This is a genomic window from Alistipes sp. An54, assembly GCF_002159375.1.
In the GTDB taxonomy this organism is placed as follows: Bacteria; Bacteroidota; Bacteroidia; order Bacteroidales; family Rikenellaceae; genus Alistipes; species Alistipes megaguti.
In genome coordinates, this window is sequence record NZ_NFIA01000004.1 from 29,013 (window position 1) to 42,967 (window position 13,955).

General features: G+C 57.6%; 10 protein-coding genes. All 10 read left to right on the forward strand.

Features of this window, described 5'->3' with window-relative positions:
- The 10 genes from B5G09_RS05055 (at window position 1) to B5G09_RS05100 (ending at window position 13,440) form a co-directional block, all read left to right on the forward strand.
- Window positions 1-1,731, forward strand: a complete 1,731-nt coding sequence (locus B5G09_RS05055) for an ABC transporter ATP-binding protein (protein WP_087404311.1) — start codon at window positions 1-3, stop codon at window positions 1,729-1,731.
- A gap of 189 nt (window positions 1,732-1,920) precedes the next feature.
- On the forward strand, window positions 1,921-2,748 hold the full coding sequence (locus B5G09_RS05060; RefSeq protein WP_087404312.1) for a calycin-like domain-containing protein: 828 nt from the start codon (window positions 1,921-1,923) through the stop codon (window positions 2,746-2,748).
- A gap of 24 nt (window positions 2,749-2,772) precedes the next feature.
- Window positions 2,773-3,426 carry an HmuY family protein gene (locus B5G09_RS05065; RefSeq protein WP_087404313.1) on the forward strand — a complete coding sequence of 218 codons (654 nt, stop codon included), beginning with the start codon at window positions 2,773-2,775 and terminating at the stop codon, window positions 3,424-3,426.
- Window positions 3,426-5,576 (forward strand): TonB-dependent receptor, encoded by a 2,151-nt coding sequence (locus tag B5G09_RS05070; RefSeq protein WP_087404314.1) that lies wholly within the window; start codon window positions 3,426-3,428, stop codon window positions 5,574-5,576. The genes B5G09_RS05065 and B5G09_RS05070 overlap by 1 nt, the downstream gene beginning before the upstream one ends.
- A 3-nt stretch (window positions 5,577-5,579) precedes the next feature.
- Window positions 5,580-9,842, forward strand: coding sequence for a cobaltochelatase subunit CobN (locus tag B5G09_RS05075; RefSeq protein ID WP_087404315.1), 4,263 nt, complete (start codon window positions 5,580-5,582; stop codon window positions 9,840-9,842).
- On the forward strand, window positions 9,842-10,540 hold the full coding sequence (locus B5G09_RS05080) for a hypothetical protein (protein WP_087404316.1): 699 nt from the start codon (window positions 9,842-9,844) through the stop codon (window positions 10,538-10,540). Before B5G09_RS05075 ends, B5G09_RS05080 begins: the two co-directional genes overlap by 1 nt.
- A gap of 4 nt (window positions 10,541-10,544) precedes the next feature.
- On the forward strand, window positions 10,545-11,147 hold the full coding sequence (locus B5G09_RS05085; protein ID WP_087404317.1) for a MotA/TolQ/ExbB proton channel family protein: 603 nt from the start codon (window positions 10,545-10,547) through the stop codon (window positions 11,145-11,147).
- Window positions 11,144-11,470: a DUF2149 domain-containing protein gene (locus B5G09_RS05090; protein WP_087404318.1), complete on the forward strand. Its 327-nt coding sequence runs from the start codon at window positions 11,144-11,146 to the stop codon at window positions 11,468-11,470. The genes B5G09_RS05085 and B5G09_RS05090 overlap by 4 nt, the downstream gene beginning before the upstream one ends.
- 566 nt (window positions 11,471-12,036) lie before the next feature.
- Window positions 12,037-12,675 (forward strand): hypothetical protein, encoded by a 639-nt coding sequence (locus B5G09_RS05095; RefSeq protein ID WP_241147579.1) that lies wholly within the window; start codon window positions 12,037-12,039, stop codon window positions 12,673-12,675.
- A 27-nt stretch (window positions 12,676-12,702) separates the two neighbouring features.
- The gene (locus B5G09_RS05100; RefSeq protein ID WP_087404320.1) at window positions 12,703-13,440 is read left to right on the forward strand and encodes a hypothetical protein; all 738 of its coding nucleotides are present in this window, start codon (window positions 12,703-12,705) and stop codon (window positions 13,438-13,440) included.
- The last annotated feature ends 515 nt before the right edge of the window (window positions 13,441-13,955 follow it).

Genomic DNA, 13,955 nt, shown 5'->3' on the forward strand with positions numbered 1-13,955 from the left:
ATGTTCGGAATCATTCAACACCGCTTCGCCCTTTCGAAACAGGGCGCCAAAGATCTGTGCAGGGGAATTTGCTGGACGACAGGAATGGATCTCGCCCTGATGCTGCCGGCGGTCTACCTGTTTGTCTTCCTCAGAGATTATCTGCGACCTGTTCTCACCCCGGGGAGTTCGCCGCTGCTGGGGCTATGGTATTATGTCGCACTGGGCCTTTCGTTTCTGGCGGTCATGTATCTTGTGGCCCTGCGGCAGTATCGGAGCACCTATACGAGTGTCTATGCAGAGAGCGCCATCCGGCGAATCTCGCTGGCCGAGAAACTGCGTAAACTGCCACTGGCCTTTTTCGGCGAGAAAGATCTTTCCGATCTGACAGCCACAATCATGGACGACTGTACCGATCTTGAACACACTTTTTCCCATGCAGTGCCGCAGCTTATCGCCTCGTTGATTTGCCTGGTGCTTGTTGCCGCCGGCATGTCTGTTTATGACTGGCGATTGTCCCTGGCGCTCTTCTGGGTAGTCCCCGTAGCACTGGCTATCGTCCTGCTGGCAAAACGGGTTCTACACCGGAACAATCGCAAAGCCTACTTCACCCGGCGGGATGTCAGCGAACGGATTCAAGAGGGACTGGATGCAATCTGTGAAATCAAGGCCTGCAATCGTGAAGCGGAATTTTTGCGGGAACTCAACGAACGGATCGATACGCATGAGCGGGTTCAGACCCGCGGTGAGTTGTTGATCGGAGTTTTGGTAAATGGGGCACAGAGCCTTCTGAAGCTCGGCTCTGCGAGTGTCATCCTGGTTGGGGCCGGACTGCTTGGGGCTCAAGAGACGGATTTGCTTACCTACCTTCTCTTTCTGGTCGTAGGATTCCGAGTCTATGCTCCGGTCAATGAGGTGTTAAACAATCTGGCAGCGCTCTTTTACCTCGATGTGCGTATCGACCGCATGAACGAGATGGAAGCGATGCCCATACAGCAGGGACGGACAGACTTTGACCCGAAGAATTTTGATATCGAATTCGACGACGTGGACTTTTCCTACGAATCGGGGAAACCGATCTTGAAGCAAGTGTCGTTCACGGCCCGCCAGGGAGAGATCACGGCATTGGTCGGACCTTCGGGCGGAGGCAAGAGCACCGCAGCCAAACTCGCCGCCCGTTTCTGGGATATTCAGCACGGCACAATCCGCCTGGGAGGAGAGAACATAAGCGGGATCGACCCTGAAACCCTGCTGAAGAACTACTCGGTCGTTTTTCAGGATGTCGTGTTGTTCAATGCTTCGATTCGAGACAATATCCGCATCGGCAGACAGGACGCTTCGGAAGAAGAAATCCTGCGGGCTGCACGTCTGGCCTGCTGCGACGAATTCGTCCGACGAATGCCGCAAGGTTACGATACGGTGATCGGTGAAAATGGAGAAACGCTCTCCGGCGGAGAACGACAACGCATATCAATCGCCCGGGCTTTACTCAAAGATGCTCCCATTGTGCTGTTGGATGAGGCTACGGCCTCGCTCGATGCGGAGAATGAAACGAAAATTCAAGCGGGAATATCTGAGTTAATTCGCAACAAGACCGTACTGGTTATTGCTCACCGCATGCGGACCGTAATACATGCCAACCGGATTGTGGTTATGGACAACGGTCATATTGCGGAATCCGGGTCTCCCGAAGATTTACTGCAGCAAAATGGAATCTTTGCCCGCATGGTCAACACACAACAAGGTAAATAATCTTAATGTGATCATCTTGTCAACAGGATCATTCAATTGACTGTTTGAAAAAGCTCTCCACCAAAACACATGGTTCAAACAATACCTAATACGCATCAGGAACAGACCGTAATAAATCATAAAAAGTAGGTATTGCCCGACCATGGCAACTCCAGTAATTTTGCCCCGAAAACAAAAGTATCAAACGATATGAAAATCAAAACAGTACTTATGATGTTATCCGCCGCAGTCCTTATGATGGCGTGTGACAAGGATGAAAACGGTTCGGAAACGGTCGATTTTGCCGGCCGCTACAACGGCTATACGCTGGCCAGTTGCAACTATTTCCAGGACATGATCTCGGCGGACGAGACGGTCGTAATCACGGAAAATACGGACGGCACCGCCTCCGTATCGTTCACCTCCGCCACGTGGGGTACATTCACCATCACCGATGCACAGGCGAGTGTAAGCGGAGACGTCTGCTCCCTTTCGGGCAACGGGCAGACGCAGATGGGCATGGGTGGAAGCACCTCGGCATACGACTGCACCTTCACGGCCGGGATCAAGTCACAGACCGATGCCCGGATGGAGTTCTCGATTCCGTCCGTCATGGGCGGTATGACCCTTACCTTTCAAACGGGCGATGCTCCGGCCGACCTGCTACTGGCCGGCACGTACGAAGGCTATACGGATGCCGACTGCTCCTACTTCCAGAATACCTACACCGACAACGAGAGTGTGACGCTGACGGCCAACGGCGATGGGACCCTGAAGATCGTCTTCGAGTCCGCCTCGTGGGGAACCTTTACCGTTGCGTCGGCCACTGCGACCAAAGAGGGCGAAGAGTACGTCTTTACGGGCAGCGGCAGCGTAGCCATGGGAATGGGTGGTTCGACAAGCAACTACGACTTCACGCTCAGCGGCCGGAGCAATGCCGCCAGGGACGACTTCTCGATCGCGTTCAACGTACCGGCCGTCATGGGCGGACTGACCATCACGCTGCTGCCGGGAACGGCTCCGGCCACGGAAGAGTAACTCTGCGAAAAAGCGAGATTGGCCATGAACTGCAAACAGACTGGAGTGTTCTTGTCGGGAGCGACACTGCTGTTGTCGCTCCCGGCCTGCAACGGCATCTTCGAGGGTATTTATGATATGCCCACATCCGAGACCGGCAACGAATACGGGTTTATCCTCATCGACGAAGAAGCCCGTACGGGACGGATCCATATCGACGCCACGGATTACACCGAATGGCATTATGTCGATCTGCACGACAAACAGCTGACAACGACACGGGTGGGTGACGCGGCTCCCGAAACATGGGATTTTGCCGTACACCGATACGACACGAAGACCAACGGCGGCACCGTTTTGGAAAGCCAGGCGGGGTCTTTCGATGCGCTTACCGTTCCGGAATCGGTTTCCGGGGAGCAGTGGACGGCCGATGAATGGACCACCGACCGCATTACGGTCGACATGTCGCAGATGATGGACGGCATCATTCTCTACGCCGAGGACTACTGGAACCCGTGCCTTTCGCGCTGGCTCGATGTCGATACCTCGACCATGCCGCCGATCTACACCCTCTCGGGGACGATCTATCTGCTTCGTCTGAAGGACGGCACCTTTGCGGCCCTGCGCCTCGCAAACTTCATGAACGATGCTGCCGTAAAGGGTTACATGACCATTGACTACCTCTATCCCGTTGAATAATGATGAAACTGCTGGTACTGTCTCTTTTGGGGTTGCTGTTTGCGCTGCACACGCAGGCGCAATGCAAGATATCCGGCACCGTTTCGGACATGGCAGGCAGACCGCTCACCGGAGCGGCCGTTACCGTAAAGGAATTGCCGTCACTCGGTGCCGTGACCGACACGGAGGGTCGTTATGAAATTGCACTTCCGGACAAAGAGACGTATACGCTTTGCGCCTCGTTTGTCGGGTACGAACCGGCCGGCGAAAAGATCGCTGCCGGCCAGACCGGGTCCTTGAATTTCCGGCTTGCGGAGCGCTCCACGATGATGGATCAGGTGGTGGTGACGGCCACCCGTACCCCGAAACTGTTGAAGGATGTGCCGATTGTCACCCGAGTCATCTCCGAGGCCGATATCAAACAGGTCGATGCGACGCATGTCGGCGATCTGCTGCAAAGCGAACTGCCGGGCATCGAGTTCTCCTATTCGATGAACCAGCAGGTTGCGCTCAACATGTCGGGATTCGGCGGCAATTCGGTGCTCTTCCTCGTCGACGGTGAGCGCCTGGCGGGCGAAACGCTCGACAACGTCGATTACAGCCGTCTGAACATGGACAACGTCGGGCGCATCGAGATCGTCAAGGGGGCCGTTTCGTCGCTCTACGGGTCGAATGCCATCGGCGGCGTGGTGAACATCATCAGCCGCGAATCGCGGGAGCCGTGGTCGGTCAACCTGAACGGCCGTTACGGTGCCCACAACGAGCAGCGTTACGGTGGATCAATCGGGCTCAATCAGGGCCGGTTCAACTCGATGACCAACGTGCAGTACACTTCGATCGACGCCATCGACCTCTCGAAGGGGACTGACAACGCAGAGGTCGGCGATTACAGCACCATATTCGGCAATTCGTCGCTCAACATCAAGGAGCGGCTCGTATTCACGGCGGCCGAAGGTTTGAAATTCACGGCCCGGGCAGGTTACTTTTACCGCGAGCGCGACGCTTCGGAGAGCATCAAGGACCGTTACCGCAGCTTCTCGGGCGGACTGAAGGGCAACTGGGCGATTTCGCAGTCCGATGATCTGGAACTCTCCTATGCCTTCGACCAGTACGACAAGAGCGACTATCTGGTCCCCACGTCGCGTGACGTGCGCGACTACAGCAACGTGCAGCACACCCTGCGTACGCTCTACAACCATACGTTCTCCGGGAAGCACATCCTTACCGTCGGCGGCGACTACATGCGTGACTACCTGATGTCCTACCAGTTTACGGACAACGGCAGCCATACGCAGCATACGGCCGATGCCTTCGCACAGTTCGACTGGAACCCGCACCGGAGATTCAACCTCATTGCGGGCCTGCGTTTCGACCATTTTTCGGCGGCAAATCTTTCGCACCTTTCTCCGATACTCGGCGTGATGTATAAGGTTGCAAACTGCTCGCTTCGGGCATCATACGCAGGCGGATTCCGCGCCCCGACCCTCAAGGAGATGTACATGGACTTTTACATGGGCAACATCTTCATGATCTACGGAAATCCGGAACTGAAAGCCGAGACAAGCCACAACTTCTCGCTCTCGGCCGAATACATGGCCGGGCAGCACAATTTCACCGTAACGGGATTCTACAATCTGGTGGACAACCGCATCACCACGGTCTGGAACCAGGAACGTGACGGACAGGTCTACACGAACATGTCGCCTCTGCAGGTGGCCGGAGCCGAGGCCAATGCGTCGGGACGATATGCGTGCGGCATCTCGTGGCGCGTGTCGTATGCCTACACGCACGAGATGATCGAGCGGGGACAGCCCCTCCTCTCCTCGACCCGTCCCCATGCGGCCACGGCGCGCCTGGCGTATGACAAGCAGTGGAAGAACTACGGTCTGAACGTGTCGCTGTCGGGACGCTGGCTGTCTGCCGTCACATGCGACGTCTATACCAAACTGACCTCCTACGAGGAGACCGTGCGGCAGACCTATCCGGGCTATACGATCTGGAAATTGAGCCTTACGCAACGTCTGTGGCGTGGGATGGACTTCACGCTGGCCGTCGACAACCTCTTCAACTACCGGCCCGACTACTATTACAGCAATTCGCCCACGACCATCGGTACGACCTGTTCGGTGGGCCTTTCGCTGAATCTCGAACAATTTTTCAAGAGCAAATAAAAAATGAAACAGAAGATACCAATGATCTGGGCAAGCGTGCTCCTGCTTGCCGTCGTAACGGGCATGATGGTCTGGAATCGCTGGTTCTCGGCCACACGCATCGCTTTTGTAAATTACCAGGCTACGACGCTCGGCCAGATCGCCCGGGCCAATGACCATGCGCGGATCCGTCTTGCCTCGGTCGATCCGTCGGAGTTCGGCCGATTGGGGCGTTATGACGTGGTGCTGATGAACGGCATGGGCCTCCGCATCACGGCCGAAGAGCGGGCCGCGCTACAGCATGCCGCCGACCGGGGGCTTACCGTTATCACGACCATGGCGACCAACCCCGCCAACGAGATCGTTTCGGCGGACTCCGCGACGCTGGCGGCCGTCAAGGGCTACCTCAACGGCGGCGGCCGGAAGAACTACCGCAACCTGCTCGTCACCCTTCGCCGTACGGTCGACGGCAAGCGGTTTGATACGGATGAGCCCGAACCGCCCATGGTGCGCGACCTGAAACAGTTCTACCATGCCGACCCTTCGGATCCCGAGGCGGAGGAGCTGGATTTTGACAGCGTGGAGACTTACGAAACCTTCCTGTCGCGGCACGGTCTGCTGAAACCGGATGCCCCGCGGGTGATTGTGACGGGACAGATGGGCGAGCCGACCGAACTGATTGCCCAGCTGGAGGAGACCGGCAACACGGTCTATCCTCTTCGTAACCTGCCGGCGGCGATCCGGAACGGGCAGGCCGACTCGATCCGTCCGTCGGCCGTCATCAACATGGCCCACGGACGCCTGGGCGATGCTGTCGTGGAGTACCTGACGCGCCGGAACATTCCGCTCTTCTCACCGCTCAACGTCAACCGGCCGGTCGACGAATGGGAGGCCGACAAGATGGGCATGAACGGCGGTTTCCTGTCGCAGAGCGTCGTGATGCCCGAGATCGACGGAGCGATCCGCTCCCAGGTGTTGTTCGGACACCGCCTCGACGGCGAGGGAATCCAGCAGGTTCATGCCATCCCCGAGCGGCTGGAACGCTTCGTCGAGACGGTGAACCGCCATATTGTCCTGCAACGCATACCCAACAGTGAGAAGCGCATAGCGATCTACTACTACAAGGGTCCGGGGCAGAATACCCTGACGGCCTCGGGTATGGAGGTCATTCCGTCGCTCTACAACCTGCTCGTACGGCTCCGCGGCGAGGGTTACCGCGTGGAGCATCTCCCCGCGACGCCGGAAGGGCTGGCGGCTCTCATCCAGCAGCAGGGAGCCGTTTTCAACGCCTATGCCCACGGTGCCAAAGCCGAATTTCTGAAAAACGGCAAACCGGCGCTCATCACCTCCGAGGAGTATGCTGCGTGGACCTCCGATGCCGTACCGGCGGAACAGATGGAGGAGGTGCGGACTCTCGACGGCGAATTCCCGGGCAGCTATCTGTCCGATGACGCCGGACGGCTGGCGCTGCCGCGCATCGAGTTGGGCAACATCGTGCTGCTGCCGCAGCTGACGGCCGGAGCAGGTGACGACGACTTCGCCATCGTCCACGGCACCGATGCCGCGCCGCCCCACGCCTACATTGCCTCGTACCTCTGGGCCCGCTACGCTTTCCGCGCTGATGCCATCATCCACTTCGGTACACACGGCAGTCTGGAGTTCACGCCCCGCAAACAGGTGGCCCTGAGCGGCAGCGACTGGCCCGACGCGCTGGTTGGAGCCACACCGCACCTCTACATCTACTCGATCGGCAACGTCGGCGAGGGCATCATTGCCAAACGCCGCGCCTATGCCACTCTGCAATCGTATCTGACTCCTCCCTTCATGGAGAGCGGCGTGCGTGGCATCTACCGCGACCTGAACACGGCGATCCAAACATACAACGACCTGCTCTACGCCGACGGACAGCCCGACACACGGGTCGCGGCGCTGCGCGTCAAGCGGCTGACCGTCGAACTGGGCATCCACCGCGAGCTGCGGCTCGACTCGCTGCTGACTGAACCCTATACCGAGGCGGAGATCGCCCGCATCGAGTCCTTTGCCGAGGAGTTGGCCGCGGAGAAGATCACCGGGGAACTCTATACGATGGGCCGACCCTATTCGCCGGAACGCATCCGCAGCAGCCTCCTGGCCATGTCCACCGAGCCGATCGCCTATTCGCTGCTGGCGCTGGACAAGTTCCGGGGCCGGGCCTCTGCCGATCTCGAAAAACACCGCACGCTCTTCACGCGCCGCTACCTCGAACCGGCCCGCGAACTGGTCGGACGCCTTTTGAGCGGAGCGCAACAGCCGACCGATGCCTTTATCTGTGCGACGGGCGGCATCTCGGCCGCGGAGTTGGAGAAGGCCCGCGAAATCCAGCAGTTGCTCTCCGCCCCGCAGGAGATGATGGCTCGGATGATGGTGATGGCCTCTTCGGGAGCACAGATGCAGCATCCGGCCGGCATTCCCAAGTCGGGCAAGGGAGCATCGAAACACCCCTCGTGGATTCCGAAGACCGGCAAACGACCTGCAAACACCGGACAGGCAGAGGAGAAGCCCGCAGCCATGCCGACCGAAACGACAGCTGCCATGACGGGTCTTGGAAAAGAGTATTCGAAAGAGGATCGCGAATTTGCCCGGGTGGTGACCGAGCTCGAACGCACGATCCGCAACGTCGGCAACTACCGCCGTGCGCTTGAAGAGAGCCCCGAGGTGGAGCTTTCATCACTCACCAACGCCCTGAACGGCGGTTATACGGCCCCCTCGCCGGGTGGCGATCCGATTGCCAACCCCAACACGCTGCCCACAGGCCGTAACCTCTACGCCGTGAACGCCGAGGCAACGCCGAGCGAACAGGCATGGGAGCGCGGCCGCGAGCTGGCCGACGAGACGATCCGCATGTACCGTGAACGCCACCACGACTCACTGCCCCGCAAGGTGAGCTACACGCTCTGGAGCGGTGAGTTCATCGAGACCGAGGGGGCAACGCTCGCGCAGGTGCTCTACATGTTGGGCGTCGAGCCCGTCCGTGATGTTTTCGGCCGGGTGAGCGACCTGCGGCTCATCCCCTCCGAGGAGCTGGGGCGTCCGCGTATCGACGTCGTGGTGCAAACCAGTGGACAACTGCGCGATCTGGCGGCATCGCGACTGTTCCTCATCTCGCGGGCCGTCGAGATGGCTGCCGCAGCGAAGGACGACAGCTATGAGAATTTCGTGGCCCGGGGCGTCGTCGATGCCGAGCAGACGCTTATCAACAAGGGGCTTTCGCCGCGAGAGGCGCGCGAAATCTCGACCCATCGGGTCTTCGGCGGCGTCAACGGCAACTACGGCACGGGCATTACCGGCATGGTGCAGAGCGGCGATCGTTGGGAGAACGCTTCGGAGATCGCAGCGGTTTACCTGCAGAACATGGGCGCCTACTACGGCAGCGAGCAGGCTTGGGAGCAGGTGCAGCAATATGCCCTCGAAGCGGCGCTGACCAACACGGATGCTGTCGTGCAACCCCGCCAGAGCAATACGTGGGGAGCGCTGAGCCTCGACCACGTCTACGAATTCATGGGCGGCATGAACCTCGCCGTGCGCAACGTCACGGGTCGGGAACCCGACGCCTACCTGAGCGACTACCGCAACCGGAACCGTGTGCGGATGCAGGAGCTCAAGGAGGCGATTGGCGTGGAGAGCCGCACGACGATCTTCAACCCGAACTACATCCGCGAGAAGATACAGGGCGGGGCGAGTGCCGCCGCGGGCTTTGCCGCGGTGGTGCAGAACACCTACGGCTGGAACGTCATGAAGCCCGACGTGGTGGACAACGAGCTCTGGGACGAGATCTACCGGGTCTACGTGCAGGACAAGTTCGGCATGGGCCTCCGCGGCTATTTCGAGCGACAGAACCCCGCGGCACTGGAGGAGATCTCGGCCGTGATGCTCGAAACGGCCCGCAAGGGGATGTGGCAGGCCTCGGACGAGCAGCTCGCGTCGCTTGCCGCCCTCCACACCGAGCTGGTCGGCACACACGGCCCCTCCTGCTCGGGATTCGTCTGCGACAACGCCAAACTGCGCGGCTTCATCGCCTCGAAGAGTACGCCCGAAGCTGCCCGCAACTACCAGCGGCAGATCCGCGGGGTGCGCGAGGCTTCGCTCGACACGAAGGGCGGTACGGTGCTCAAACGCGAGGAGCTTGCCACCTCCTCTGACCGCACGACTACGCTGGTCAGCAACACGGTTGTCGCCGTGCTGGTAATCGGCATTATCGCGGTGCTGGTCCTTGTCGTTCGCCGCCGGCGCAAAAAGATGGAGGCCTGATGGAAACCGTCGTACTGGTCATGATGATCGTGGTCTGCTTCAACTACCTCGTGAAGCAGACCTTCCGCAAGCCCTTCTTTGTGGCTCTTTCGACCGTAGTCTGTGCCCTGTTCGTCGGGCTGGCGTGGCCATGGGCCATCGAGCAGTCGAAAAACCAGATCGCGGACTGGCTCGCCGACTCCGCGCTGATGCTCGACATGGCGGTCCTCCTTACACTGGAAGTCGCCTTGCAGATGACCTTCTGCGTCGTTGCGGCGCACATCCACACGGCAGGGCGCGTAAAACCCTCCGTCGTTTGGATCTACCGCCTGCTGCGCTGGTTTCCGGGACTGCTCGTCTTCCCGGTGCTGTTCAGCCTGCTGGTCGCCGCCATCTTTGCCCTGCCCGGCACCTCTTTCCCGCTGACGGCCTGGTCGCTGGCCGCAATTGTGGCAGCAGCGATTCCTCTGGGGCGTTGGGCGTTGAAGCACCTTCTGCCCGAAAAGGAGATCCGCCTTGAACTGCTTTTCCTCACCAATGCACTGATTGCCATTCTGGGAATTATCGCCACGGTCAACGGCCGCACGGCCGTTGCCGGTATCACCTCTGTCGACTGGCCGTCTCTGGGTGGAGTGATGGCCTTTGTCGCTGCCGGCTTGCTGCTTGGCGTGGCGGTTTTCCGCATCAAACAGAAACGTATGAACAAAAAACAGAAATAAAACCATGAATTACATTTCCGACATTCTCTATTGGATCTCGACCGGTCTGCTCGTTCCGGACATCGTTCTGCTGATCTTTTTCTTCGGGCGCTCGCTGCTGCTGATCGGCAGCTTCTTCGGACAGTATCTTGCCATCCGCCGTACGGCCTCACTCATCGGACGCGAACTGGATGGGCTCACTCCGCAGACGGTCGCCACGCTTGCCGAGCGTCTTCCCAAAAAGAATCCGTCACTGCTCGTGGTCTACCTGAACCGCCTGCTTGAGGCCCGCGACAATGCCCCTCTTCGCCAACGGCTGCTTGCCGATTTCGAGATCGAAGCCGACCGCGACCTCGCCACCTCAAAGACGCTCTCGAAGATGGGCCCCATGCTCGGGCTGATGGGTACGCTCATCCCGATGGGCCCGGCGTTGGTGGGGCTCTCGACGGGCGACATCGCCTCGATGGCCTACAACATGCAGGTGGCCTTTGCCACGACCGTCGTGGGGCTGTTCGCCGCGGCCATCGGCTTCATCACCCAGCAGGTCAAGCAACGCTGGTACCTGAAGGATCTGTCCAACCTGGAGTTCGTAGCGGAGTTGTTGAATGCCCAAACCGGGAAGCGATGAGACGCAATTTACTGAAACACGACGAGGAGAGCGACCCGATGAGCGTCGTGAGTAACCTGTTCGACGTGGCGATGGTCTTTGCCGTGGCGCTGATGGTGGCTTTGGTGAGCCGTTACAACATGACCGAGGTATTCAGCCGGGAGGATTTCACGGTGGTGAAGAATCCCGGCAAGGAGAACATGGAGATCATCACCAAGGAGGGCGAAAAGATCAACCGCTACACCCCTTCGGAGGATCAGGAGTCGCAGAGCGGCAAGCGCGGCCGCAAGGTCGGCGTGGCCTACGAGCTGGAAAACGGCGAGATCATCTACGTCCCCGAGTGACTGTCCCCTGTTCTGATTGCCAAACGCCTTCGAAACCAAGTTTTGAGGGCGTTTTTGTCATCCACCCATCTCACTCTACCAATAGCTACCAACTGGTCTGGAGTACTCTTCGATCAGAAAACAAGGATTTAAATCGGAAACATTACCTCTGTTTAGGAAAAAACGTCCGCCCCTGAAATATAGACGGTCGTTCTTATTGTCCATGAATCCTGCTCGACTGGCTTTTTATTCTTCCGATCTATTGGCAAAGATAAAATCATGCTAAAACTTGGACAATATGTTCTTTAACAAATATTTACAGTTCGGCCTATGTATATGAAATGCTGAAAACAGAATTAAGATTTGGGAAAATCACGCTGGAATAAACATATTCGTAAGTCACAAATTAAATTGCACATTTAAGAAAAATAATATAATTTTACATCGAGTCTAATGCAGACAAACCCCTGTCAAATAACAGCAGTGATTTGTGACTGATTTGTGACCGGACAAGAAAACCGTACATCAAGCCACTGTAAATTAGTGAATTATACTATAATATTCTGAACCCACCAAATCTCCTCAACATGCATTCACGAATCTTTCGTATCACACTGCTGATGCTGCTGTGCGTCCTGGCCGTCTCCGGGGCACACGCTGCCTCGACCGTTCAGGGGCGCATCTACCTCAAGAACGGGCGCATAATCGAATGCGGCGAAAAAGACCGCATCGAACTCCCCAAACACGCGCAGGACGTCAAACTGCTGCGCCGGGCTTTCTACAAGGACAAGAGCAAGGAGGTCTACCGTTACGAGGAGATCGACTCGATCGTCTGCTGGCACGCCACGGCACCTGAACATCCACAGAAGTTTATCCCCGCAGGAAAAGTCGGCTGGCTGTGGGTCTATTTCGAGACGCCGCATATCTGCGTCGGCATCTTCGCCCAGAAGGGATACGGCGTCGATTCGAACGGCGGCATCGAGGTGCTGATCAAGTATCGCTATCTGAGCCGTTCGCGCACGGCCTACTACCTGCGCAAGGCGGGCGAAGAGGAGTTCTATGACGCCGGATCGGCCAGCCGCCGGGGCAAGGACCGCTTCCGCGAATCGGTAGCCGCCTATGTGGCCGATGATCCCGAACTGGCCACGGAGATTCTCCAGTCCAATACCTCTGACCGCAGCAAGATCATTCTGACGCTTGAGGCGTATCAACCTGCAACTCATTGAAAATTCAGTCACTAACCTAAGATAGTCATGAAACACTTTTTCCTCTGTGCACTTGCTGCATTAACCACCATCGGTATGATCTCCCCAGCCGAAGCCAAGGCCCCCGAAGATGCCGAGTCGAGCCACGTGATCGTCACCCTCAAGTCGGGCGAAAAGGTCGACTGCTATGTCCATCGCGGCTGGTACGCCGAGAATTCACGTTTCAAGAAGGAGAACTACTCGTTCAAAGTTACAAAAACGCCCGATAGCAAGGAGCCGATCAAATATACGGCCGACGATGTCGTAAGCATCGACTACGTGGAGACCACGACGAGCCATCCCGACGGCGTGCGCTGGGAGTCGCACCCGCTTGCCAGCCCCAACTTAACCAACCGCTACCACACCATGCAGATGCTCTTCTGCGTCAACAAAGTGGGCAAAAACGCCACGACCTACTGGTGGAAAATCTGGGTCGCATCGGGACGGAACAACATGGGCCGCTCGCTCCAGACCAACTACGGCATCCGCTTCCACAACGACCCTGAGGGGATTGTCTATCCCTACATGCTGGTCAACTCGGTAATGATGAAGGACCGCTATCCGGGTCTGCAGGATTTCTGCAAGAAGTGGTTCAAGGGCCCCGAGGGCAAGGTTCACAAGAAGGAGGCCGAGGAGAACGATGCGTGGATCCTCGACATGTATGACGCCTATCTGGAGCAGATGGGCGACCAGGCGGCCAATCTGCCCTATCCGATTCCCGACAAGAAGGGCTCCAACGAAAAGTAGTCATCCGTTCAACAGGAACCATACAAATCGGGGAAGGGCCGGCTGGAACCTTGAAAAACGACTGGCCCGGAATTCATCCACGGGGTCGGAATGACATCCACGGGGGCCGGAATGATATCCACGGGGTCGAAATGATATCCACGGGATCGGAAGGACATCAACGGGGGCCGGAAGGACATCAACGGGGACCGGGATAACATCAACGGCATCGCCTCTAACCAAGCTGAAATCATACCAATCTCACAATACTTCGGTATTGTGAGATTTTTCATAAAACAGGCCGAAGACCGAAGGCGAATCATGTCCGGCCCACACAATTTCCCCCCCCCCGGTCAAGCCGGCTCCTCTTCCGCCCGAAAGAGTTGTGAAACCTTCGGAGCGAGAATTATTATAAAAAATTTCAATATTAGCATTATAAAACAAAATTACCGTTTTAAGTTACATTCTGCATATCAAAAAATTCATTTTGCTTCCATTTATAAACCAAAACTAACCATTCACGATAATCCCGCCAC